At 54.5% G+C, this 23,076-nt stretch carries 18 protein-coding genes; 4 read left to right on the plus strand and 14 right to left on the minus strand.

Translation table 11 applies throughout. The features are described from left to right. Positions 1–93: 93 nt before the first annotated feature. Positions 94–1,383, plus strand: coding sequence for a guanine deaminase (gene guaD / locus QBD29_RS10815; protein ID WP_280098106.1), 1,290 nt, complete (start codon positions 94–96; stop codon positions 1,381–1,383). Between the two features lie 130 nt (positions 1,384–1,513). Here guaD and QBD29_RS10820 read toward each other — a convergent pair whose 3' ends face one another. The 7 genes from QBD29_RS10820 to QBD29_RS10850 all read right to left on the minus strand — a co-directional run bounded on the left by QBD29_RS10820 (position 1,514) and on the right by QBD29_RS10850 (position 13,711). Beyond that, a complete protein-coding gene (locus QBD29_RS10820; RefSeq protein WP_280098107.1) occupies positions 1,514–2,848 on the minus strand; it encodes an 8-oxoguanine deaminase in 1,335 nt (444 codons plus the stop codon). 75 nt (positions 2,849–2,923) lie between these two features. Further along, entirely contained in the window at positions 2,924–4,291 is a 1,368-nt protein-coding gene (locus QBD29_RS10825; protein WP_280098108.1) for an SPOR domain-containing protein, read from the minus strand. Between the two features lie 163 nt (positions 4,292–4,454). Continuing rightward, positions 4,455–5,753, minus strand: coding sequence for a sigma 54-interacting transcriptional regulator (locus QBD29_RS10830; protein WP_280098109.1), 1,299 nt, complete (start codon positions 5,751–5,753; stop codon positions 4,455–4,457). Positions 5,754–5,806: 53 nt separating this feature from the next. Then, positions 5,807–7,699 (minus strand): propionyl-CoA synthetase, encoded by a 1,893-nt coding sequence (locus tag QBD29_RS10835; RefSeq protein ID WP_280098110.1) that lies wholly within the window; start codon positions 7,697–7,699, stop codon positions 5,807–5,809. A 12-nt stretch (positions 7,700–7,711) separates the two neighbouring features. After that, entirely contained in the window at positions 7,712–9,979 is a 2,268-nt protein-coding gene (locus QBD29_RS10840) for an NADP-dependent malic enzyme (RefSeq protein WP_280098111.1), read from the minus strand. A gap of 9 nt (positions 9,980–9,988) precedes the next feature. Next, the gene (gene scpA / locus QBD29_RS10845; RefSeq protein ID WP_280098112.1) at positions 9,989–12,112 is read right to left on the minus strand and encodes a methylmalonyl-CoA mutase; all 2,124 of its coding nucleotides are present in this window, start codon (positions 12,110–12,112) and stop codon (positions 9,989–9,991) included. Positions 12,113–12,130: 18 nt separating this feature from the next. Continuing rightward, positions 12,131–13,711, minus strand: a complete 1,581-nt coding sequence (locus tag QBD29_RS10850) for a hypothetical protein (protein ID WP_280098113.1) — start codon at positions 13,709–13,711, stop codon at positions 12,131–12,133. An 87-nt stretch (positions 13,712–13,798) separates the two neighbouring features. Here QBD29_RS10850 and QBD29_RS10855 point away from each other — a divergent pair, with 87 nt between their 5' ends. Further along, positions 13,799–14,200 carry a DUF4174 domain-containing protein gene (locus QBD29_RS10855; protein ID WP_280098114.1) on the plus strand — a complete coding sequence of 134 codons (402 nt, stop codon included), beginning with the start codon at positions 13,799–13,801 and terminating at the stop codon, positions 14,198–14,200. Between the two features lie 160 nt (positions 14,201–14,360). Here QBD29_RS10855 and QBD29_RS10860 read toward each other — a convergent pair whose 3' ends face one another. The 7 genes from QBD29_RS10860 to QBD29_RS10890 all read right to left on the minus strand — a co-directional run bounded on the left by QBD29_RS10860 (position 14,361) and on the right by QBD29_RS10890 (position 20,213). Continuing rightward, positions 14,361–14,867 (minus strand): hypothetical protein, encoded by a 507-nt coding sequence (locus QBD29_RS10860; RefSeq protein ID WP_280098115.1) that lies wholly within the window; start codon positions 14,865–14,867, stop codon positions 14,361–14,363. Positions 14,868–14,893: 26 nt separating this feature from the next. Continuing rightward, positions 14,894–16,894 (minus strand): acetyl/propionyl/methylcrotonyl-CoA carboxylase subunit alpha, encoded by a 2,001-nt coding sequence (locus QBD29_RS10865; protein WP_280098116.1) that lies wholly within the window; start codon positions 16,892–16,894, stop codon positions 14,894–14,896. Positions 16,895–17,070: 176 nt separating this feature from the next. Continuing rightward, positions 17,071–17,289, minus strand: a complete 219-nt coding sequence (locus QBD29_RS10870; protein WP_280098117.1) for an osmotically-inducible lipoprotein B — start codon at positions 17,287–17,289, stop codon at positions 17,071–17,073. Positions 17,290–17,440: 151 nt separating this feature from the next. Beyond that, positions 17,441–17,806 carry a hypothetical protein gene (locus tag QBD29_RS10875; RefSeq protein WP_280098118.1) on the minus strand — a complete coding sequence of 122 codons (366 nt, stop codon included), beginning with the start codon at positions 17,804–17,806 and terminating at the stop codon, positions 17,441–17,443. Between the two features lie 81 nt (positions 17,807–17,887). Further along, on the minus strand, positions 17,888–18,010 hold the full coding sequence (locus QBD29_RS10880) for a hypothetical protein (protein ID WP_280098119.1): 123 nt from the start codon (positions 18,008–18,010) through the stop codon (positions 17,888–17,890). Between the two features lie 214 nt (positions 18,011–18,224). Then, positions 18,225–18,659 (minus strand): DUF6497 family protein, encoded by a 435-nt coding sequence (locus tag QBD29_RS10885; protein WP_280098120.1) that lies wholly within the window; start codon positions 18,657–18,659, stop codon positions 18,225–18,227. A gap of 21 nt (positions 18,660–18,680) precedes the next feature. Further along, a complete protein-coding gene (locus QBD29_RS10890; RefSeq protein WP_280098121.1) occupies positions 18,681–20,213 on the minus strand; it encodes an acyl-CoA carboxylase subunit beta in 1,533 nt (510 codons plus the stop codon). Positions 20,214–20,476: 263 nt separating this feature from the next. Between QBD29_RS10890 and QBD29_RS10895 the strand changes: the two genes are divergently transcribed. Together QBD29_RS10895 and QBD29_RS10900 are read left to right on the plus strand one after the other, a co-directional pair. Continuing rightward, positions 20,477–21,730 carry a M10 family metallopeptidase gene (locus tag QBD29_RS10895; RefSeq protein ID WP_280098122.1) on the plus strand — a complete coding sequence of 418 codons (1,254 nt, stop codon included), beginning with the start codon at positions 20,477–20,479 and terminating at the stop codon, positions 21,728–21,730. A 90-nt stretch (positions 21,731–21,820) separates the two neighbouring features. Next, positions 21,821–23,056 carry a multidrug effflux MFS transporter gene (locus QBD29_RS10900; RefSeq protein WP_280098123.1) on the plus strand — a complete coding sequence of 412 codons (1,236 nt, stop codon included), beginning with the start codon at positions 21,821–21,823 and terminating at the stop codon, positions 23,054–23,056. Positions 23,057–23,076: the final 20 nt, after the last annotated feature.

Raw genomic sequence — 23,076 nt, forward strand, 5'->3', positions numbered from 1 at the left:
AAAATCACTAAAACGCTTCAACGTCACTGCTCTATTCGAATGGAATAGGACAGGATACAAAGGGTGTCCAACCCACAAACAGCGGCATATGTCATGACCAAACTGATCCTCGGGCAAACTCTGTCCTTTACTGGCAACCCGTTCACCGACGGCCCTGATGCCGCCCACCACGAACGCCGTGGTGCTGTGGTTATTGACGGCGGCAAAATCACCGCTGTGGGCCCTGCAGATCAGATCAAATCCGCACACCCAAATGCCGAAGTCACCGACATGGACGATCACCTGTTGATGGCAGGTTTCATTGATGCCCACGTGCATTATCCGCAAACCGCCATCATCGCGTCTTGGGGCAAACGGCTGATTGATTGGCTCAACACCTATACCTTCCCCGAAGAACGCCGCTTTGCCGATCCCGAATACGCCGCCAAAATCGCCAACGCATACTGCGATTTTGCGCTATCGAACGGTACAACCACCGCCGCCAGCTTTTGCACCATCCATCCAGAAAGCGTTGATGCCTATTTCCAAGCTGCCGCAGATCGCAACATGCGCATGGTGGGCGGCAAAACCTGCATGAACCGCAACGCCATCGACGGCCTGCACGATACCACGCAATCCGCCTATGATGACAGCAAGGCCCTGATCGACCGCTGGCACGGCACAGGTCGCGCCACGTACGCCATCACGCCGCGCTTCTCCCCCACCTCCACCGATGACCAGCTCGCCGCCCTCGGCGGGCTTTGGTCAGAACGGCCAACGTGCCTGATGCAAACCCACCTGTCCGAACAAACCGAAGAAATCGCATGGGTGCGCGAATTGTTCCCAAACGCCCGTGATTACCTTGACACTTATGAACAACACGGCTTGGTGCGCGAAGGCGCCATCATGGGGCATTCCATCCACCTGACAGACCGCGAAATCGCCACCATGCGCGACCACGGTGTTACCATCGCCCACTGCCCCACCTCCAACACGTTCATCGGCTCTGGTCTGTGTGATGTGACGGGCCTCAATGCCGCTGGCGTAACCACTGGATTGGCCACGGACACGGGCGGCGGATCATCCTTTTCTATGTTGCACACAATGGCTGCCGCCTATGAGGTCGCACAACTGCGCGGTGATGCACTGCACGCCAGCCATTTGCTCTACCTCGCCACCGTCAGCTCCGCCAAAACCCTCGGGCTGTCCGACAAAATCGGTAATTTGGAAGCAGGGAAAGAGGCAGACCTCATCGCGCTTAACCTCGCCTCCACCGCGCCCATCGAACTCAGCAGCGCACGCGCAACAGATATTTGGGAGTCGATCTTCCCCACCATCATGATGGGCGACGACCGCGCCATCAGCGGTGTCTGGATCGCGGGCCAGCGCCAAACATTAACCTAAACCCAACCAATGTTGCGCCAAAGGTTAATGCCGCCCTCACAACAGAGTGTATGGGCAACCTCTGGGCTCTTTCTGGGTGGTTTGCTTTTTTCGAAATCGGGCGAAATCGCTTAAACCTTACCCGACCGCGCTACCCCCCAGCCAGACGCAGCGCCATCTGGTTTTGCCGTGCAATAACGCGGGGCAAATCAATCGTCGTCATTTCACCGCCGCGCACCACCGCACGCCCCTCAACAAACAAATCCCGCACCTGATGCGGTCCCGTCAAAACCAGTGCTGCAACAGGATCCCAATTGCCCGCAGCCGCCAAATTCACCATATCCCAAATGGCGAAATCGGCCCGTTTGCCAACTTCCAGCGACCCCACATCAGACCGCCCCAAAACCTGCGCCCCACCCAATGTGGCAATCTCCAACGCTTCGCGCGCAGACATGGCATCGGCACCGTTTTGCACCCGTTGCAACAACATGGCCTGCCGCGCTTCATCCAACAAATGCCCCGCATCATTGGACGCGGACCCATCCACCCCCAAACCAACACGGACACCCGCATCCCGCAGCGCACGCACGGGCGCAATGCCTGATCCAAGACGACAGTTCGAACAGGGGCAATGGGCAATACCTGTTCCTGTTTGTGCAAATAAATCAATCTCTTGCGCATCTAACTTCACACAATGTGCATGCCACACATCATCCCCCGTCCAGCCCATATCCTCGGCATATTGCCCTGGACGGCAGCCGAATTTATCCAGCGAATAGGCCACATCTTCATCGTTTTCTGCCAAATGCGTATGCAGCATCACACCCTTGTCGCGGGCCAATGCAGCACTGTCTTTCATCAAATCCGTGGACACGGAAAACGGCGAACATGGTGCGACCACAACACGGGTCATGGCCCCGTCACTGGCATCGTGAAACTTGTCGATCACCCGAATGCAATCTTTCAAAATGGCAGGCTCACGTTCCGTCATGTGATCGGGCGGCAATCCCCCATCGCTTTCTCCAATAGACATAGAGCCGCGCGACGCATGAAACCGCAAACCAACCTCGCTAGCCGCCGCGATACTGTCATCGAGCGTGGCACCATTTGGAAAAATATATTGGTGATCCGAACTGGTCGTACAGCCCGACAACGCCAATTCCGCCAACCCCACTTGGGCCGATGTGAAAAACTCTTCAGGCCCCATATTAGACCAAATAGGATAGAGCGTTTGCAACCACCCAAACAACAACGCATCCTGCCCCCCAGGAACAGCACGGGTAAGTGTTTGATATAAATGATGATGTGTGTTCACCAACCCTGGCGTCACAACGCATCCAGCTGCATCAATACTTGGCCCTGACAGATTGTTTCCAATAGCCGTGATCACACCATTTTCCACGGCCATATCAACGCCCGTTAGCTCACGCCGCGTGGCATCCATCGTTACCAAATGGCCGATGTTCTTGATCACAACTTTGGACATTTCGCCCCCTTAACATACGAAAAGCGGCAGTTCAGACCGCCGCTTTCACAAAATATTAGCCGTTTTGCACGACGGTTAGTTCACATAAAACGCATCACCGAACCCTGCACCACGGGCACTGCGCAGCGCAGATTGCAATTGGGAGGCGCTGCCAAACGGGCCAAGCAGGACGATCTGCAAATTACGTCCACCGCGCGAAATGTTCCGCGTGGCCACAGGCACGCCGCCCGCTTGGAAACGCCGCGCTGTCCGTTGCGCGTTCGCTGCATTGCCAAATGTGCCAACCTGCACATAACGCTTACCCGCAGATGCGACAGAACGTTGTTTTACAACAACTTTCTTGGTTGATTGCGTGGTACGCACGCGTGTATTTGACACAACTTTGCGCACACGAACCTTCTTCTGGACCAATTTACGCGGAACCGTATTTGTCCAAACCAACTCCATCTGTGCATCCCCTTCACGGGTTACATCAGACTCAATTGTGGGGCCTGTTGTTGTCAGGCCATGGATGGGATCAAACACTTGATCCGCAGTCACACGCCGCAAAGTCGTACCTGATGTGGTTCGGATCGACGCATTCGCATTGGCCGCCGCTTGCAAGCGGTTCGCCCGCACCAAATCGCCCGGATGAACTGCTTGGGGCTGTCCCGCAACCTGACGACGGGTGACAACCCGCGTTTGGCGCACAGGGGCCACCGTTTGAACCTGCGTGACGGGCTGCACATTCACCACACGCCGAACCACGCGGGTCTGTTGCATTGGCTGCACGTTGACCACACGGCGCACCACACGCGTTTGGGTCTGTGGAACAACAGATGTTGCCACTCGGCGGGGTGTTACCCCAGCGCCTTCAGCCGCATCGCGTGACCCGCGTACCAAATCACCAGGATGCACTCTTTGCGCTCCACGGCGGGTGACAACACGTTGCACAGGGGCCGTTTGTTGAACCGCAACGGGTTTAGGTTTGACCACCGTGCGCTTCACGGTTGGTGTAACAACCTTTGCCACGCGTGTTGGTTTGGCAGTTACACGTTTCACAACTTTCTTTGGTGGCGCTTTAACCGTTTTGCGTTTCGGCGCTGCCACACGTTTTACAGTTGGCCCAGACAAATCCAGAACCGTACCTTCAGACGCCGGTGTCACCGCTTGACGCAATGACGCCAACTGGCTGCCTGACAAGGAAGGCTTGTTGCGTTTGGAACAAAACACTTTGCGCTGGCGGTTCACACGTGGCACCCACGTGACCTTGCCGCCAAACCCCGCACGAATGAACACACAGCCACGGCTGTCCACATATTGCTTTCCCTTGAAGGACGCAGGTGGATTTTCGGCGGGTGTTGTCACCTTACGCAAGGATTGCGCGCTGATAGGCGCCGCAAACGTTGCCGCCACAAGAATGGCAAGCGTAACGCGTGCCGAATGGTTAAGAAAATGTCGCATCAAAGCCCCCTAGGATACGAGAAGAAAACTGCCTTGAAATTGCCACATTGTAAAGGGAAGAACCTGCCGAACCACAACATTTCGTGGTTAATTTGCCAACCACCTCAGAGTTTAGCGATCAAATAACCCTTTGGGTTGTGTAACACAGCCTCTGACCAGCCGCTCACGTCCACTTTTCCAGCTTGCGATACAGTGTGCTCGGCGACACCTGCAATTGTTTGGCCGCCTTGGGAATCGATCCGCCATTTTCGGAAATGGTTGTTTCCACAATCAACCGTTCCAGCCCAGCCAAGCCCCAGCCCTCGCGGATCAATTCGCTAACGGTGCTTGATGCGTTACCTTCCAACCCATCGCTTGTGACAAGCTCACCTTCTGACAGCACATCGTAATATTCATTCAGAATATCTCGCGGCAGCAGATCAGACGTAACTTCAGATGCCGAACAGCTTTCACTAATTTGGCCGACAACCGCGCGCAATTGCGCCAAATTTCCAGGCCATTGCAGCTTTTGTAATACACGCATCGCATCGTCGGACAGGGTTTTGACCCCTCGCCCCTCCTCTTGCGTGGCGGCTTCCAACACGGATTGTGCCAAGGCGGCGATCTCCTCAGACCGCTCTCGCAACGGGAGCAGATGAATGCGCAACGCCTTTAGGCGGTAAAACAAATCTTCGCGAAAGCGCCCGTTGTCCACGGCCTCTTCTGGGGATTGCGCCATACAGCATATCAACCGAATGATTGGACTATCCGTTTTGCCAACGCTGCAGGATTGCACAAACCGCAAAACCTGGGACTGCACATACAAGGACAGTCTTTGGGGATCGTTTAGCACCAACGTACCCCCATGTTCCAACAAATCAGGGGAACACAAATCTTCTATCCCTGCCCCATCAAACATTGCGCAATCCACCGATACAAACGGCAATTGCGCCCGTGCAGATGCCGCATGCAGATAGGCGGCAACTTCGGATTTCCCCGTGCCAACCTCCCCTTCAATCATCAATGGGGCCAACGCATGCAACGCCCGCGTGGTCGCCTCAAGGCTCGGCCCTAAAACCGCTTCAATCGTTTGGGGTATCTCGGTTTTCTGGCGTTGCGTTTCACACTGTGCGGCATTTTCCACAACGGCTATTAGTCGTTTTGGATCAATGGGTTTTACCAAATAATCAAACGCTCCATCCGCAAGGGCCGTGGCCGCTTGGCGCATCGCCCCATTTGCTGTGGCAGCCACAATCCGCGTCTGGGGCAACGCACCGATAATCCCCGCCATCAGCACAAAGGCATCCCCGTCCTTTAACAGCAAATCCAGCACGACAACATCCGCGCCCCGCTTGGCAATGACTTCTGCGGCTTCGGGAACGGAAGTTGCACAATAGGCATCAAACCCCGCATCAGCCAACGCCTGCGTAAACATGGCCGCCTGTGCGCGATCTTGATCAACGACTAATACGCGATGTGACACGGATGCCCCCTACTCACTTTACACTACTCTAACACAACACCCGTAAGGCGAAATTATTTGGCGGGATACCCCATCTTTGCCAATGCTGTCGCGATTTCATCCAAGATAGCGGGGTCATCAATCGTTGCAGGCATCTTAAACTCTTGCCCATCCGCGATTTTAACCATCGTCGCCCGCAAAATCTTACCCGAACGGGTTTTCGGTAGGCGATCCACCACACAGGCAAGTTTGAACGCTGCCACGGGACCGATCTTTTCGCGCATGAGCCTCACACATTCCGCGACGATATCCGCCTCTGTCCGATCCACGCCCGAACTCAAGCACAAGAACCCCATGGGCAACTGGCCTTTCAATTGATCGGAAACACCAATCACTGCGCATTCGGCCACATCTGGATGGCTGGCCAACACTTCTTCCATCGCACCCGTGGACAGGCGATGCCCCGCCACATTGATCACGTCATCCGTGCGCGCCATGATGTACAAATAGCCATCTTCGTCTTTGATCCCCGCATCACCGGTTTCGTAATACCCTTCAAAGGCCGTCAGATAGGACGATTTGAACCGCGCCTCAGCATTCCACAGGGTGGGCAGCGTACCAGGGGGCAGCGGCAGTTTCACCGCAATCGCACCAAGTTCCCCCGCAGGCAATTCTTCACCCTCATCAGACAAAATCCGCACATCAAACCCAGGCATTGGCACCGTGGGAGAGCCGAGTTTTACTGGCATATGTTCAATGCCCATCGGGTTGCCCACCATTGTGTAGCCCGTTTCAGTTTGCCACCAGTGATCAATCACGGGAACATTCAATTGATCCTGCGCCCACTGAATTGTGTCAGGATCAGCTCGTTCACCCGCCAAAAACAGGGTATTTAGGTTCGATAAGTCATACTTTTTAACGAACGCCCCTTCAGGGTCCACACGCTTAATCGCCCGAAATGCCGTTGGCGCGGTGAACAACGCACGCACTTTATGCTCTTCAATCACACGCCAGAACGTGCCCGCATCGGGCGTGCCAACGGGCTTGCCTTCAAACACAATTGTCGTGTTCCCGTGGATCAGCGGTGCATAACAGATATAGGAATGCCCAACGACCCAGCCCACATCAGATGCGGCCCAAAACACATCGCCTGGGTCCATGCCATAAACGTTTTTCATGGTCCAATTCAGCGCCACCAAATGGCCACCCGTGTGGCGCACCACCCCTTTGGGCTGGCCCGTCGTGCCAGAGGTATACAAGATATAAACGGGGTCATTGCCGTTTACATCCACGCATGGAGCTGGCGCGACACCCTCTTGAACCGCATCCCAATCGTGATCGCGGCCTGCAACCATGCTTGCCACCGCTTGCGGGCGTTGAAAAATGATGCAGGTTTCTGGCTTGTGGCGCGACAATTCAATCGCTTCATCCAGCAGCGGTTTATATTCCACCACGCGGCCCGGCTCGATCCCGCAGGAGCTTGCGATAATCGCCTTCGGGGTCGCATCATCAATCCGCGTGGCCAACTCATTGGCCGCAAACCCGCCAAACACCACCGAATGGATCGCCCCAATGCGCGAACAGGCCAACATGGCAATAATCGCTTCAGGCGTCATGGACATATAAATGATCACACGGTCACCCTTGGTAATCCCCTGTGCTTGCAACGCCCCACCCAATTGCGCCACACGATCTTTCAGCTGTGCATAAGTGATGGTTTCTTTGCTGTCCGTGATCGGGCTGTCATAGATAATCGCCGCTTGATCTGCGCGGCCATTTTCAACGTGCCGATCCACCGCGTTATAACAGGTGTTCACCACCCCGTCGGCAAACCATTCATACAAAGGCGCGTTTTCATCATTCAGCGCCTTGCTCGGCGCTTTGACCCAATCAATGGCTTTGGCCGCATCCATCCAAAAAGCCTCAGGATCCGCCAGCCACGCGCTGTAAACCTCTTTATATCCCATGATCGTCCTCTTTTATTCGTAGGAATGCACTGACGTCCCCGCCAATGCCGCAATATTCAACAAGCCACGCGCCGTGATCGACGGCGTGACAATATGGGCTTTGTTGCCCATCCCCATCAGGATTGGCCCCACCTCGAGCCCATCCGCGCGGGTTTTTAACACGTTACGCACCGCACTGGCCGCATCCGTATTGGCAAACACCAATGTGTTCGCCGCCCCCACCAAACGGCTGTCTGGCATAATGCGTTTGCGCACATCAGGATCGAGCGCGCTGTCCGCGTGCATTTCACCCTCATATGCAAAATCGAGGTTGGATGCGTCCATAATTTCAAGCGCTTGGCGCATACGCCGCCCGCTGTCTGTATCCAGATTGCCAAACTGCGAATGGCTCAGCAACGCCACCTGTGGCTCTAGCCCAAAACGGCGCACATGGCGGGCCGCCCCGATGGCGGTTTCCGCAATTTGCTGCGCTGTTGGTTCGGGGTTCACTTGCGTGTCAGCCACAAACAGCGGCCCGTTTTCTTGGATCATCAACGACAACGCCCCAACAGGATGCAGCCCATCACGGCCCAGCACCTCGTTGACGTATTTCAGGTGCCACAAATATTGCCCGAAAGTTCCGCAAATCAAACTGTCTGCTTCACCCCGATTGACCGCCACGGCACCAATCGCAGTGGTGTTGGTGCGCATGATCGCCTTGGCCAGATCAGGGGTCACGCCACGGCGTTTCATAATCTCGTAATAGGTCTGCCAATAATCGCGATATCGCCCATCATTTTGCGGGTTCACCAATTCAAAATCTTTGCCCGCTTCAATACTCAAACCCGCCTTGGCAATTCGTCGTTTCACCACGTCTGGACGGCCAATCAGGATCGGCTTGTCAGTACCTTCTTCCAGCATTGCACTGGCCGCGCGTAACACCCGTTCGCTTTCCCCTTCGGCAAAGATCACTTTGCGCACCGTGTCTTTGGCAGCCTCGAACACAGGGCGCATGATAAAGGCGGATTTGAACACGGAATGATCCAGATCGTCCTTATACGCTTCTATGTCTGCCACGGGGCGCTTGGCCACACCGCTGTCCATCGCCGCTTTGGCAACTGCGCTTGCCACAATCCCCATCAGGCGCGGATCAAACGGTTTGGGGATCAGGTAATCAGGGCCAAAGGTCATTTGCTCCCCGCGATAGGCCGCCGCGGCCTCGGCACTGCTAGTAGCCCGCGCCAATTCTGCAATGCCTTGGACACAGCCAATTTTCATCGCATCATTGATCTCGGTTGCACCGACATCAAGCGCCCCACGAAAGATAAACGGAAAACACAAAACGTTGTTCACTTGGTTCGGATAATCCGACCGTCCAGTGGCAATAATTGCATCAGGGGCCACCTTCTTGGCCTCGTCAGGCATGATTTCTGGCGTCGGATTGGCCAGCGCAAAAATGATCGGCTGCGTGCTCATTTTCGCAACCATCTCAGGCTTCAGAACACCAGGGCCTGACAGCCCAAGGAACATATCCGCGCCACCAATCACATCATCCAGCGTGCGCAGATCGCTGTCCTGCGCATATTCGGATTTCTGCGGGTTCATATCCTCGGTTCGGCCCTTGTACACCAACCCATGAATATCACACAGCCAGACGTTTTCCCGCTTCACGCCCAGTTTCAGCAGCATGTTCAGACAGGCAATCCCTGCGGCCCCGCCGCCCGTGGACACGATTTTAATGTCCTCAAAACGCTTGCCCGCCACTGCCAGCGCATTGGTCGCCGCAGCCCCTACAACAATCGCTGTGCCATGCTGATCATCGTGAAACACAGGGATGTTCATCCGCTCACGACAGATTTTTTCCACGATAAAACAATCAGGTGCCTTGATATCTTCAAGATTGATCGCCCCAAAGGTAGGTTCCAATGCGCAAACAACTTCGGCCAGCTTTTCGGGGTCCGTTTCATCCAGCTCGATATCAAAGCAATCAATGTTGGCAAATTTCTTAAACAGAACCGCCTTGCCTTCCATTACAGGTTTGGACGCCAGCGCCCCGATGTTGCCGAGCCCCAGCACCGCCGAGCCATTGGTGACAACTCCAACCAGATTGCCCCGCGTAGTGTAGCGTTCAGCGGTGGTTGCATCAGACTTAATCTCCAAACACGCCTCGGCCACGCCCGGGCTATAGGCCAGCGACAAGTCCCGCTGGTTGTCCATGGGCTTGGTCGCCCGGATCTCGAGCTTGCCGGGTTTGGGCTGCTCGTGATACCGAAGGGCGCGTTCTTTTGATTTGTCTGGCATCAGGTGTCCTTAGCTGGATTTAATCAGGTCTAGGATGTTTCGCGCCGCAGATGGGATGTTCGTCCCAGGCCCGAAAATCGCTTTAACCCCCGCATTATACAAGAAGTCATAATCCTGTTGTGGAATAACACCACCACAAATCACGATAATGTCCTCGGCGTTCTGATCCTTCAACGCCGCCACCAGTTGTGGCGCGAGCGTTTTGTGACCCGCCGCTTGGCTGGAAATCCCAACCACATGCACATCATTATCAATGGCATCTTGGGCTGCTTCCGCAGGTGTTTGGAACAATGGTCCCACGTCCACGTCAAAGCCGATATCGGCAAAGGCCGTTGCGATCACCTTGGCCCCACGGTCATGCCCGTCCTGGCCCATTTTAACCACCAACATGCGCGGGCGGCGGCCCTCTTCCTGTGCGAATGTTTCCACATCCGCCTGAATTTGTGCAAACCCTTCATCACCTTCATAGGCGGCACCATATACCCCTGCCAACGTCTTTACCTCCGCTCTGTGTCGGCCAAACGCCGCTTCCATTGCATCTGAAATTTCACCCACTGTGGCACGTGCCCGCGCCGCCTCTACGGCCAGCTCCAACAAGTTGCCCTCACCCGTGGATGCACCCTGCTCCAACAGCATCAACGCCTGCGCACAGGCATCTGCATCGCGTGTTTCGCGGATTTGCTTCAACCGCGCCACTTGGCTCTCCCGCACCGCCGAGTTGTCGATATCGCGGATGTTGATCTCTGGCTGTTTGTCGAGTTGGAATTTGTTCACCCCAACCACAACCTCATCACCGCGATCTACCGCCGCCTGACGCCGCGCTGCGGCTTCCTCAATGCGCAACTTCGGCATTCCTGATGCCACCGCCTTGGTCATGCCGCCCATATCATCCACTTCTTTGATGATCTTACGCGCCTCATTGGCCAGTTCATTGGTCAGATTTTCGATGTAATAAGACCCTGCCAGCGGATCGACCACATTTGTCACGCCTGTTTCATTCTGCAAAATCAGCTGCGTGTTCCGTGCCAACCGCGCAGATTCCTCTGTCGGCAGTGCAATCGCTTCGTCAAACGAGTTCGTGTGCAAAGATTGCGTCCCGCCCAGAACCGCAGACATCGCTTCATACGCGGTACGCACAACGTTGTTATACGGATCCTGTTCCTGCAACGACACGCCAGAGGTCTGGCAGTGCGTCCGCAACATGGATGATCCTGGTTTCTTCGGCTCAAACTCCGCCATGATTTCGGCCCACAACAAACGTGCGGCCCGCAGCTTGGCGATTTCCATAAAGAAGTTCATGCCAATAGCGAAGAAAAAGCTCAGACGCCCAGCAAAAGCATCCACATCCATCCCGTTTGCAATGGCCGTTTTCACGTATTCCTTACCGTCCGCCAGCGTAAACGCCAGTTCCTGCACAAGGTTCGCCCCTGCCTCTTGCATGTGATAGCCAGAGATCGAAATAGAGTTAAACTTCGGCATATCGGACGCGGTATAGGCAATAATATCCGCCACAATGCGCATGCTCGGCTCTGGTGGGTAAATATAGGTGTTACGCACCATGAACTCTTTCAGAATGTCGTTCTGAATGGTGCCAGACAGCACGGAACGATCATGCCCCTGCTCTTCCCCCGCCACGATGAAACTCGCTAGCACAGGAATAACCGCGCCGTTCATGGTCATGGACACAGAAATCTTATCCAATGGGATGCCATCGAACAGGATTTTCATATCCTCAACACTGTCAATCGCAACACCCGCCTTGCCAACGTCACCCACAACCCGCTCGTGATCGCTATCATAGCCACGGTGCGTCGCCAGATCAAAGGCCACCGAAACCCCCTGCTGTCCAGCCGCCAAACCCTGACGATAAAACGCATTTGATTCCTCAGCCGTCGAAAACCCCGCATATTGGCGAATGGTCCAAGGCCGCCCTGTGTACATCGTGGCGCGTGGTCCACGCGTGTAAGGGTTGATCCCAGGCATCCCGCCCATGTGATCCAGCCCGTCCAGATCATCGGCCGTATAAACGGGCTTCACCTCGATCCCTTCGGGCGTGTCCCAGTTCAAACTGTCCAGAGGTTTGCCACGCAGCTCTTTTTCAGCCAGCGTTTCCCATGTTTTCTTATCGCTCATCGCAACGGTCCTTCCGTGTCATTCTTCAATCTCTAAAAACGTTAACCCAGCGGAGTCTGGCAGCTTTGGCTCAAACGCGCGAAGGGCATTTTGCAAGGGGTCAACGGCCTCTGGCACCGTGGCATAAATGCTTACCACATCACTGCCCAAAGTGGCCAACGGGATGCGCAGGCGCAGTTGCCCCACTTCTATCCAATTGGCTGGGATGTTCTTTCCTAGCCAACTTTTGTAAATCAGCGCCGCCTTTACATCGTATGTCTGTGCCAGTTTATCTGCCCATATCGGGTCACTGCCCCGCAGACGGGATTCAAGCGCGTCCGCATTGGCCAGCCCCCATAAATCCAACACATAATGCGGATTGCGATAGGCCACATGCCCCAGATCATTCACCGCCACAGGCGCTTTCCAATGATCCTCAACAAAATGGCTCATCTGGCGCTGTTGTGCGTAAATCGCCGCCCCGCCTGACGGGATGTAGTTATAGGCCACAGGCGGGTAATGCGCCCCGCCATACAGCACCGCCAAAACAAACAGCGCGGGCATCATTTTGCCCATTCGCGCATCCGCAAACCGCACCTGTGACAGCAACACAACCCCCGCCCCAACCGCAAAAGTCCAAACATAAACCTCATAGCGATAGAACCAGATCGCCTGCCCCAGAAACGCATGGGCCGCCACAGACAGAACCAGCGCAATCCCGATCAGGCGGTATGTGCCAGTCACATATTTGCGCGCCAGAACCAGCGCAAATAGCGCCACAATCAGTGTTACCAACAACATCCGCCCAGATGGGGAACTCAGCGTGATCAGCAACGCGAACTTTGCTTTGGTCCAGCTGGTCACTTCGGTCAGGCCCTCGCCCCCACCTGCAATCGCCGCCTTGGCGTTCACAGAATTGGGCAACATATCAAGACCAAGTACAGACATAAGCATGAAATGCGCCACCAGCGGCGCAGCGGCAGCAGCCAGCAACGCAAACGCCGCCAAGCGACGCCCGCCAAAGAACACAACAGCACAGGCGCATAAGGCCAACGCCATGCCTTCAAACCGCACCACTGGGTTCAGCACGATCCCAAAGACAAGCAACCAGCCGATCCGCCCATCACGGGCAAAATCCAGCAGTCCAATCAACACCATCAGCGTGAACATGACATGCAGCATATGCTCCATCCCGATTAACGCCATCGCAGGCCAGCCCAAAAATGCTGGCCCCAAAATCGCCAGCGCCAACACGGCCCATTGCATTGCAACGCTTGCGCCCTCTGCCGCGATCTTCAAAACCCGCGCCCACAACACGGCACTACCAACCAACGTCACAAGCCCAATAATCAGCGGCCATGTGGCGTGAAATTCAAACGGTGATAATGGCGCAAGGATATAAGAATACAGAACAGATGACGACGCAGACGCATACTCCCCCGCGTTCACTCCATAACCGCCATTCCACAACTGTTCAGACATGGCTAAATGGATATACACATCATCCAGCGCATATTCCCAAACACCGCCCGTTTTCATCATCGTTAGCGCGATCAACACCAACGTGGGCAGCACCGCCCCTAAAAGGGTCCATTGCGTATACATGTGTCGGTTCATCATGCGCCCACCCAATTGTGTGCGTTTTGCACGAAAACCTGCTCGCAATTTGTGAAAAACCGCTTACATCTGAAAGGAACAGGAGAAGACATGAAATTTTCGATTTTCAGCGCCGCCCTTTTGGCAACCCTTGCAACTGCGCCCCTTGCGGATCCGCTGGAGCCGTATTTGTGGCAAAACCGCCCTATCGTGGTGTTTGCCAACACGCCCGATGATCTGCTGTTCAAACGCCAGATGGAACTGTTGGTGGACGGCGAAGCCGAACTGGAAGAACGCGATGTCGTTGTCATCGTTGATACGGATGCCGATGCCGAAGAAACCACGGAATTGCGCAAAAAACTGCGCCCGCGTGGCTTCCAATTGGTGCTGATTGGCAAAGACGGCCAAGTCAAACTGCGCAAACCCCGCCCATGGACGGTGCGCGAATTATCCCGCGTCATCGACAAAATGCCCATGCGCCAACAAGAGCTGCGCCAACGCTGGGAGCGGTAAGCGTTATTGAATTCTTTGCCTTTCGCGCCTATATATTGGGTAACACGGATATTCCGACACAAAGGAACATGACATGAAAACAGAACGCGAAAAGCCAAAGCCAATTGCTGGTCAATCCGGACCACGCCCAAGCTACTGATTTTATTGAAAACATCTGCGCTCATGATGTTTTTCTCAGCGCAGATGACAACGCATCCATTGCGTCATCTCCCAACTTTAGAGCCTGGATTTTGATGCTGATATAATCCGCATACATGGCTTCTTTACGATCTACTGGCAATTTTTCAAAACCGTCAGAGCGTAAATCTTCAATCATTGCTTCCAGTGCGAACAAATGGCTGTAATAGCGCACGACGGGGCGAATGACCTCTTCGGGCAACACATGAATTTCACTTATAATCGCGCGAAACAACGTGTCATTACGTTCTCTTGGCACCAAAGGCACATAATCGCTGTCTTCGCGCATGCGATCCACAACAGCATCCAAATCCGCCTCCAGATCAAACAACCGCAGCGCATCCACGGTTGTTAAAATCTCGGCGGCAATTGCAGTTTGCACATCCCGTGTGCGCTCCACCCGTCGCCGCCGATCAGCAATCCGACCCCGCCATTCTGATACCGCCCACCCAAGGCCGACAACAGCGGCCCCGAGTAGTGCAGAAATCAAGCGTGGATCGAACCCTTCCATCGCGCCTATTCGAACTCCATGATCACATCATCCACCGCAAGGTTGTCCCCTGCCGCCGCATTGATCTTGGTCACTTTGCCCTTCTTTTCGGCCCGCAGAACGTTTTCCATCTTCATGGCTTCTACGGTACACAATGCTTGACCTTCTTGAACCTCGTCCCCTTCGGCCACATCGACCTTCACGATCAGACCTGGCATTGGGCACAGCAGCATTTTCGATGTATCTGGCGGCAGCTTTTCTGGCATCAACGCGGCCAATTCCGCATTGCGTGGGCTGCGCAAGCGCACCTTTACCTCTGCCCCGCGCGAACGCACGTTATACCCCGCAGAAATCGGTTCCACTTTCAGAACCAGCTTTTCACCGTTCACTTTCAACTTGGCCAGCTTTTGACCAGGCAACCACTTGGATGACACGCGCATCTTTTCACCGTCCTCAAACGTGATGGTGGAGCCTTTGTCATCCGCCTTAATCGTCACCGCATAAGACGCATCTTGCAGGGTTACGACCCAATCTTTGCCCACTTTGCGTTTGTGGTTGTTGATGCGGCCAGACACCCGCGCACGGCGAATTTCAGCCACACGATACATAGCCGCACAGGCCGCAGCGATCTTGCGTTCAGATGAGCTATCCAGCGTAACGCCTTCAAATCCTTCAGGATATTCTTCTTCAATAAAGGCTGTGGTGATGTTGCCAGAAATGAACCGCTCATGATCCATGACGGCGGCAAGGAATGGCAGGTTATGCCCAATACCTTCCAACTCGAAACTATCGAGCGCCACACGCATCCGTTCAATCGCATCTTCGCGTGTCGGGGCCCATGTACACAGTTTGGCGATCATCGGATCGTAGTACATGCTAATTTCGCCACCTTCATAAACGCCCGTATCGTTGCGCACGGCGTAATCTTTCTTCGCTTTTTCCGCAGGGGGGCGATAGCGTGTCAAACGACCAATGGACGGCAAGAAGTTGCGGTATGGATCCTCGGCATACAGACGGTTTTCAATGGCCCAGCCATTGATCCCAACATCAGACTGCTTGATCTTCAGCTTTTCGCCATAGGCCACGCGGATCATCTGCTCGACCAGATCAATACCCGTGATCAGCTCGGTCACTGGGTGTTCCACCTGCAAACGCGTGTTCATTTCAAGGAAATAGAAGTTCTTTTCCCCATCAACGATAAACTCAACCGTCCCCGCAGAACAGTAATCCACAGCCGCCACCAAGGCGCAGGATTGCTCCCCCATTGCCTTACGTGTGGCCTCGTCCAAGAACGGGCTCGGTGCCTCTTCTACAACCTTTTGGTTGCGGCGCTGGATCGAACATTCTCGCTCGTTCAGGTAAATCGTGTTGCCGTGTTTATCGGCCAGCACCTGAATTTCGATGTGACGGGGCTGCGTGACAAACTTTTCGATAAAGATACGGTCATCCCCAAAAGAGCTAGCCGCTTCGTTCTTGGAGGATTGAAACCCTTCACGGGCCTCTTGGTCGTTCCATGCGATCCGCATGCCTTTACCACCACCCCCAGCAGAGGCTTTCAGCATCACGGGATAGCCAACCTCGTTGGAAATCTTCACCGCTTCATCTGCATCCGCAATCAGTCCCATATAGCCTGGAACCGTAGAAACCCCTGCTTCCTGTGCCAGCTTTTTGGACGTGATCTTGTCCCCCATGCTTTCAATCGCACCCGCTGGTGGCCCGATAAAGGCAACGCCTTCTTTTTCCAGCGCTTCGGCAAACAGTTTGTTTTCGGACAAAAATCCATAGCCAGGATGCACAGCTTCCGCCCCTGTTTGGCGAATTGCATCCATCACCTTGTCGATGACGATATAGGACTGGTTGGCAGGTGGGGGGCCGATATGCACCGCTTCATCCGCCATTTTCACATGCAACGCATCCTTATCCGCGTCCGAATAAATCGCAACGGTTTGGATTCCCATCTTTTTGGCCGTTTTGATGACACGACAGGCAATTTCACCACGGTTGGCGATCAGGATTTTCTTAAACATAGGTCTCACCTTTGATAGAGCCGAAATTTGAATTCAGAGCGGGGCATTCGCGACCAAACTTTACGTTCAGACACGAAAAAGACCCCCGTACGCTGACGCGCAGGGGGTTCAGTAGAGGGGAAATGAAAGAGTTAAACGGTTCTAGCTGCGCCCCAAAAGGCGTGGCTAGCGAACGGTTACTCCCAAACGAGTTGGTCTTTGCTGGTAACTGCACCAACAACGCCACCAACAACAGCGCCTTTGATCGGATTGCCGTCCAACAGGAGCGCGCCGACTGCGCCGGCTCCTGCGCCAATGGCTGTGCGGTTAACTGTCCGCTGATCCACTGCCGTTGTGTTGCATGCGGATAATCCGAAAACTGCGACGAGTGCCGCCAAAACCGATGATTTGTGCATTTTATGCCTCTTCTTGATTTAAAGAGGGAACCACTCGATAGGCACCCTGTAGGATGACCGTAACCGCGCAGATTCTGCCTGCATACCCACTTGTTAAACGGGCCCATCAATTCGGCACATTTGCGCCACATCGTTGATTCAATAAGCAAATTCATGCCGATCCCTCGTAATCTTCTTCGAAAACTTCGGGAAAACTGACCATCGCTTTGGCCACGTTGATCTGCAACAACGCCTCATAACTGGTCGGATCAAACGGCTTTTCTGCCGCGATCACTTCACGACCCAACAGCCAATTCAAACGACCAGCATCCAAATTGCCCCGCTCAAACGGTTCTTCGCCAAACTGGGTCCACAACGCCCACATGAAATGCTCATCCGCACGACGGTCCGCAAAACGGCGATCGGCAAAACGTTCACGCGCCTTGAGCGGCGTTGCCCCTTTTTTGTTTGGGCGGCGAATGGTGAATTGAAACTCAGACCCAGGAAGGCGGCTTGGAAATCCGCGATGCTTTTTCATAATGCCCCTCGCTGGTCTGAATGCGAAGGGAATGCACGGGCGGGATCAAAACCCCGCCCGGCTACAGTCTTGGTAGACGTATTAGTACTTGGAGCTTGTTGGCTCTGGCTCAACAGTGAGTACCACTGTTTCTTCTTCTTGTTGTGCACATGCAGCAACTGCAACGGCAACGATAACCAAAGCGATTTTAAGTTTGTTGGACATGATGTCCTCCTGTGACAGTAATAATTCAAACTGAAACGATCACGCAGCGCGACCGCAGTCGCGTGATCACGACTTGACCGAATCGTAGCAAACTTTTGCACGAAGGCATACCTCATATGTGCAATCGGGCGAAAAACCCCCACATTTTGTAATAATTGTGGTGCGAAGGCCTCTATTTCCATGGAAATCCGCGCAATCATTGGTTTTTTTGGGGTCACATCCATACGCAATTTCCCCCGCTGATGTCATAAGCATTCAGGAATTGGGCCGCATCTGGGTCGACTTCGCCGTATGGGATCAACCGTTCCATCAAACGAATAACCACCTCGTCGATGCGCAGTCCCTCCCCGATCAAACGGCCCGCTTCAGGGATTCCCACCGCCTCGCACAGTTGATCCATGTCCTGTGACGCCCGATCAAACGTCACCGCATAATCCCCCCCAATCGAAGGCGCGGTAAAGCCAAGATACAAGATGCGATTGTCAGGCGGCACAACCAGTTGTTCATCCAGTGTAACGATCTGGCCGGACGGGACGGTGAGGTCATAGGCGTGGGCAGGGAGCGCGCTTACCGCGACAGCCACGCTCAACGCAACACCGCGCCAAAGCCAGCCTCCTGCCCCAACCATATGATCCAATACTGCCGTCATGCCAAAACCCTAAAAGCTCGATTACAACGGAATATTATCGTGCTTCTTCCATGGGTTCGCCAGCTTCTTGCCCCGCAGCGATGCGAACGCACGAGCCACCCGTTTGCGGGTGTTGTGCGGCATGATCACCTCGTCGATGAAGCCTTTTTCCGCCGCCACAAACGGGTTTTGGAAGCGATCTTCGTAATCCGCCACACGTTTGGCGACCTTTTCTTCGTCCCCAAGCTCGGAACGATACAAAATTTCCGTCGCCCCTTTGGCGCCCATCACCGCAATCTCGGCTGTTGGCCACGCATAGTTGAAATCGTTGCGCAGGTGTTTTGACGCCATAACAACATAGGCCCCGCCGTACGCCTTGCGTGTAATCACACTCACCTTTGGAACGGTCGCTTCACCATAAGCAAAGAGCAGTTTCGCCCCATGCTTAATCACACCATCATATTCTTGTTTGGTGCCTGGCAAGAAGCCTGGAACGTCAATCAACGTCAGGATCGGAATTTCGAACGCATCACAGAACCGCACAAAGCGCGCGCCCTTACGCGCACTGTCGATATCGAGACACCCTGCCAAAACCATCGGCTGGTTGGCCACAACACCCACTGTCTGCCCTTCCATACGGATGAACCCCGTTAGGATGTTCTTGGCAAACTCTTCCTGAATTTCGTAAAAATCTCCCTCATCCGCGATCTTTTCAATCAGCTCTTTCATATCATAAGGCTTGTTCTGATTGTCTGGGATCAACGTATCAAGGGATTCTTCCGCACGCTCCACATCATCAAAGAACGGACGCACCGGTGGCTTTTCGCGGTTGTTGAGCGGCAAGAAATCAATCAGGCGGCGCACTTCCATCAGCGCTTCCATGTCGTTTTCAAACGCCGCATCCGCCACAGATGATTTCTTGGTGTGGGTGGACGCCCCACCCAACTCTTCCGCCGTGACAACCTCGTTTGTCACCGTTTTCACAACGTCAGGGCCCGTCACAAACATGTAAGAGCTGTCTTTGACCATAAAGATAAAGTCGGTCATCGCAGGGGAATACACCGCACCACCCGCGCATGGCCCCATGATCACGCTGATTTGTGGCACAACGCCAGAGGCCAGAATATTGTTCTGGAACACATCCGCATAGCCTGCGAGCGAGGCAACGCCTTCCTGAATACGCGCCCCACCTGAATCATTGATCCCGATAATCGGCGCACCGTTACGCATGGCCATTTCTTGGATTTTGCAAATCTTCTCAGCGTGCGTTTCAGACAGCGACCCGCCAAACACCGTGAAGTCCTGCGAGAACACATAAACAAGGCGGCCATTGATCGTACCCCACCCTGTGATAACTCCATCCCCAGCGAATTTGGTCTCTTGCATCCCAAATTCGGTACACCGGTGGGATTTGAACATATCAAATTCTTCGAATGATCCCTCATCAAGCAGAACCTCAACTCGTTCGCGGGCGGTCAATTTGCCTTTGGCGTGCTGGCTATCAATGCGCTTCTGACCGCCCCCAAGGCGGGCTTCTGTGCGGCGGTCTTCCAGTTGTTGCAGGATCGTGTTCACGGTAGAGTCTCCCGAAAAGATACAAAGTTCCGCTCAACTTACGCGAAATGCTGCACGTGCGAAAGGATCATCTCGCATATTTGCAAACTCATTTTCTATTCCCACCATCAAATTGCAAACTTGCAAATAAGCACAGCCAAGCCGAGCAGAAACACGTAAACCAGCGCGTTACAGCCCCTTTGCAAAGGGCCATGTAAACACCCTATCGCGACCATTGGTTTGCTGACACGCCGTCCTCCTCAATCAATCAAAGCGAGGACAGAATGCTCACGAAATCACAGATCATCGACGCGATGCAGTTTAACCTTGGGTTCGACAGCACGGGCGGCACAACGGCCAACCCATTTCGCCTCACCTATCAATACGCAAACAGCCAACCGAGCGATCTCAACAGCCAATATTCTGGCTGGGAAGTTTGGTCCACGGCAGAAAAAGCCGCCTACCGCGACGCGCTCGATCACATCGAAACCCTGATCAACGTCGAATTTGTTGAGGTCACAGGCAGCAATGACCCCGACATGAACGTGGGCAAGGTGGACTTCTCTCCTGGGCTCGCAGGGCTCGGCGGGCTCAGCTACTCGACCAGCGGCGGGCAATTGTCACGCATTGATAATTTTACCCTGTTTAACAACGACATAAACATGGCCAATGCCACCAACCTGATCCTGCATGAACTGGGCCACGCCTTGGGGATGAAACACCCGTTTGATGGGGCATCCCAATTGCCCGCAGATCAGGACAACAACAAATACACCGTCATGTCCTATGATCGGAACCCTGAAAACGGCCAAGATAGTGATGCAATGATGCTGTATGACGTGCTGGCGTTGCAGGATTTGTGGGGCGCGAACACATCCACCAGCACAGGCAACACAAAATACACAGGCAGCCGCACCGACAATATGGACACGATTTGGGATGCGGGCGGCACAGATATGCTCAACGCGTCTTCGCGCAGCAATGATGTGCGCCTTGATCTGCGCGAAGGCATGTTTTCGCAGTTCGGAAGCTATGAAGACGTCTCCATCGCCTTTGGCACGGTGATCGAAAACGCACGTGGTGGCTCTGGCAGCGATCTGTTACAAGGCAATGCTGCCAACAACCGTCTGTTTGGCGGCACTGGCAATGATGATTTGAACGGCGGCAATGGGCGCGATTACCTCCGCGGGCATGGCGACAACGACACCTTGAAAGGCGGCGCTGGCAATGATTCCCTGCGCGGCGGCCGTGGCGCTGACACCCTTGATGGGGGCACGGGCAACGACAGGCTAAAAGGCGGATCGGGGCGCGATGATTTCATCTTTCGTGGTAATTCGGGGCAGGACACGATCCGCGATTTCCAAAACAACCGCGATACGCTAATCATTGATGTGGCTGGGTTTGACACCTTTGATGATATCCGCGCAGCCGCCACGTTTGATGGGTCGGACACAATGATCGACCTTGGAAACGGCAACAGCATCACGGTGACCGATACAAATATCGACGCTTTGGCGAATGATATGGAGTTCATTTAATTTACCATCTCGCGGCCCCGCCACACTGGGGCCGCGACGTAAAATCATTTCCCCGTGGACACCCTCCAAAAACAGGCATACCCCAAGGGAATGCAAAGCCTCCCCAGAGCAAGATTTCTCGATCCCTCTACACCCCCAACCATGATTACGTTGGTGATCTTGGCCTCCATGGGGGCGCTGTCGATGAACATTTTCCTGCCCTCCATGCCTGCGATCCAATCCTATTTCGGCGCATCCCCTTCGGCGGTGCAGTTCCTGTTATCGGGCTTTTTGTTCATGAACGGCATCTTGCAGCTCATCATCGGCCCGCTGTCAGACCGATTTGGCCGCCGGCCAGTCGCGCTTTGGGCCTTTGGCATCTTTATCCTCGCCTCCGTTGTCTGTGCCAACGCACCCAACACCGCCACACTCGTGACAGCCCGCACCATCCAAGCGGTCGTTGTCGCCAGCTTCGTTCTGTCTCGCGCGGCGGCCCGTGACATCGCTGGCAGCAAAGACGCGGCCAGCCTCATGGGGTATATCGCCATGGGCATGTCCGTGGCGCCCATGCTCGGCCCCACCATCGGGGGCTTCTTACAAGAAGCCTTTGGCTGGACCGCCCCGTTCTGGACCCTCGCCATCCTGGGGTCTTTTGTGTTGTTCCTGATTGTGCGCGACATGGGGGAAACCAACCTCACCCCATCGTCCAGCATGGCCGAACAGGTGAAACTCTACCCCCAACTGTTCACCTCGCGGCGGTTCTGGGGGTATGCGCTGGCCAATATGTTTGCCTCTGGCGTGTTCTTTTCCTTGCTTGGCGGTGCGCCTTTTGTCGGAACCGAAGTTTACGGCCTTACCCCTTCCACCCTTGGACTATATTTCATCTTTGGCCCCATGGGGTATTTCTGTGGCTCGCTGTTTTCTGGACGCTATGCCGTGCGCATGGGCACCTATCGCATGCTTACCATCGGATCACTTGTCACCATCTTTGGTATGATCCTCGCCCTCGTTCTTGTGCAGATCGGCTTTAATCATCCCATCGCATTCTTCGGCTGCACAGCGTTTATTGGCATCGGTAACGGCATGGTCATCCCTTCCGCCAGCGCGGGCATGATGTCGATCAATCCCAAACTCGCTGGTACTGCCGCTGGCTTGGGCGGTTCCATGATGACTTCAGGCGGGGGTGCCATGTCGGCTCTTGTGGTGATTTTCCTCAGCAAAGAAGCAGGCGCGACCCCACTGATCCTGTTTATGCTGGCCTCTGCCTTGATTGGTTTGCTCGCCGCCATCTACACAATCCGCGTGGAATACCAAATGCGCAAAGATGGCGAACACCCCACGATGTAACGCCGCAGTTTGCATAGTTT

Source organism: Amylibacter sp. IMCC11727 (assembly GCF_029854195.1).
Lineage (GTDB): Bacteria > Pseudomonadota > Alphaproteobacteria > Rhodobacterales > Rhodobacteraceae > Amylibacter.

Excerpts from the sequence above, each read along its gene's own strand:
- guaD (WP_280098106.1), top strand. The coding sequence starts at position 94 with ATGACCAAACTGATCCTCGGGCAAACTCTGTCCTTTACTGGCAACCCG.
- QBD29_RS10820 (WP_280098107.1), bottom strand. The coding sequence starts at position 2,848 with ATGTCCAAAGTTGTGATCAAGAACATCGGCCATTTGGTAACGATGGAT.
- QBD29_RS10825 (WP_280098108.1), bottom strand. The coding sequence starts at position 4,291 with ATGCGACATTTTCTTAACCATTCGGCACGCGTTACGCTTGCCATTCTT.
- QBD29_RS10835 (WP_280098110.1), bottom strand. The coding sequence starts at position 7,699 with ATGGGATATAAAGAGGTTTACAGCGCGTGGCTGGCGGATCCTGAGGCT.
- QBD29_RS10840 (WP_280098111.1), bottom strand. The coding sequence starts at position 9,979 with ATGCCAGACAAATCAAAAGAACGCGCCCTTCGGTATCACGAGCAGCCC.
- scpA (WP_280098112.1), bottom strand. The coding sequence starts at position 12,112 with ATGAGCGATAAGAAAACATGGGAAACGCTGGCTGAAAAAGAGCTGCGT.
- QBD29_RS10850 (WP_280098113.1), bottom strand. The coding sequence starts at position 13,711 with ATGATGAACCGACACATGTATACGCAATGGACCCTTTTAGGGGCGGTG.
- QBD29_RS10855 (WP_280098114.1), top strand. The coding sequence starts at position 13,799 with ATGAAATTTTCGATTTTCAGCGCCGCCCTTTTGGCAACCCTTGCAACT.
- QBD29_RS10865 (WP_280098116.1), bottom strand. The coding sequence starts at position 16,894 with ATGTTTAAGAAAATCCTGATCGCCAACCGTGGTGAAATTGCCTGTCGT.
- QBD29_RS10870 (WP_280098117.1), bottom strand. The coding sequence starts at position 17,289 with ATGCACAAATCATCGGTTTTGGCGGCACTCGTCGCAGTTTTCGGATTA.
- QBD29_RS10875 (WP_280098118.1), bottom strand. The coding sequence starts at position 17,806 with ATGAAAAAGCATCGCGGATTTCCAAGCCGCCTTCCTGGGTCTGAGTTT.
- QBD29_RS10880 (WP_280098119.1), bottom strand. The coding sequence starts at position 18,010 with ATGTCCAACAAACTTAAAATCGCTTTGGTTATCGTTGCCGTTGCAGTT.
- QBD29_RS10885 (WP_280098120.1), bottom strand. The coding sequence starts at position 18,659 with ATGACGGCAGTATTGGATCATATGGTTGGGGCAGGAGGCTGGCTTTGG.
- QBD29_RS10895 (WP_280098122.1), top strand. The coding sequence starts at position 20,477 with ATGCTCACGAAATCACAGATCATCGACGCGATGCAGTTTAACCTTGGG.
- QBD29_RS10900 (WP_280098123.1), top strand. The coding sequence starts at position 21,821 with ATGCAAAGCCTCCCCAGAGCAAGATTTCTCGATCCCTCTACACCCCCA.